We start from the raw sequence: 1,294 nt of genomic DNA, 5'->3' as shown, positions 1-1,294 counted from the left end.
CCGGCGGCAGCCCCGCCAGCGCCCGGTCCAGCTCCGGGACGTGCCGCCCGTCCAGCCAGTGCGAGGCGTGCGCCAGCAGCAGATCGCGCGGCCCCTCCAGTACCGGCTGCACCCACCAGCCCAGCCAGTACCAGGAGTTGAGCCTGCGCCGGTGACGGGCGCGCTGCTCGCCGAACCGCTCCCGGTGGCGGTGCATCCGCAGCAGCGCGTTGGTGGTGTCCACCCTCAGCGCGTGCAGCCCCAGCCAGCCGTCGGCCATCCCGGGATCGATCCGCACCGCCGTACGGAACTCCTCCTCCGCCTGCGGATAGGCGCCCATCGTGTAGGCGTCCACGCCGCGGAGCCAGGCGAGGTCGGCCGGGGCGTGCGCACCCTGCGTGCCGATGTCCATCGGGTCCCCCCGCAAACCGTGTCCCCGTGCCGGTGATCCACCGGGCGGCCGCCCGGTGGCGCTGCGCCCATCGCCCTTCCGTCTCACGGGACTTGCCCGTCCTGCCCGCACCGAGAGGCATCGTACCGGTACGGGGAGTGCCCGAATAAGGGCGCGCGGGAGCGGCAGGGGCACCCGGCGGCGCGGTGACCCAGGGTGAACGCGGCTCGACGGCGGCAGGGCGCAAACGGTGCGAAAGGGAAGAACGAAGCCCCCGGTCACGGGGGAACGACCAGGGGCTTCGCGTCACGAGGCGGCTGTCACAAGCCGCACATTGAGAACGTAAGACCTGCGCGGCCGCCGGTCAAGCGGTGTCGAAGCGGTCTCCGCCGCCGGTTCTCCGACCGGTCGGTACGGCCGGTACCGCCGGTCACCGGGCGTGACGGGCCGGTGGCGGGGGAGTGGCCTCGGCGGGCCCTGGAAGCCACTCGTACCCCTCGGGACACTCCCGTACCAGCCAACCGGCGAAGGGTCGGGAAGGGTCACCGGCGAAGTGGCGGGACTCCGCCACGGTCCACCCGTCCCAGAAGGCGGTCTGCGGCGGCCCGTCCCGCCGCCTTCCCCGCGCCCAGGACTCCTGCGGGCCCCGGTCCATCCAGACCAGCCCGGCCAGGTGCGGCCGCACCGCCCGGCGGCCGCCGCCGACCCCCTCCACCAGCACCACGTCCGCCGCCGGCACGAGCCGCGGCGGCCCGAACAGCCGCGTGTTCCAGTCGTACGGGTGAACCCGGCCCGGCTCGCCCCGGGAGAACGGCTCCAGGACCCAGTCCCGGAACCGGCCGGTCCAGCCGAACAGCTCCTCGTGGGTGGCGAGGTCGTCCAGGTGGACGACCTCGCCACCCACGAGGAGCTGTTCGGCTGGAC

Annotated in this window: 1 protein-coding gene and 1 pseudogene; both read right to left on the bottom strand. The window is 74.3% G+C overall.

Translation table 11 applies throughout. The annotated features are described in order from the left end of the window. Positions 1-391 (bottom strand): annotated as a pseudogene (locus C6N75_RS29395) (AAA family ATPase); the annotation flags it as partial. 409 nt (positions 392-800) lie between these two features. Continuing rightward, the gene (locus C6N75_RS29390; RefSeq protein ID WP_105871875.1) at positions 801-1,274 is read right to left on the bottom strand and encodes a hypothetical protein; all 474 of its coding nucleotides are present in this window, start codon (positions 1,272-1,274) and stop codon (positions 801-803) included. Positions 1,275-1,294 lie beyond the last annotated feature (20 nt).

The organism is Streptomyces solincola, from assembly GCF_002982015.1.
Classification (GTDB): Bacteria; Actinomycetota; Actinomycetes; order Streptomycetales; family Streptomycetaceae; genus Streptomyces; species Streptomyces solincola.
Note: the sequence above shows the minus strand (reverse complement) of the source record. Positions and strands in the feature narration are given on the sequence as shown.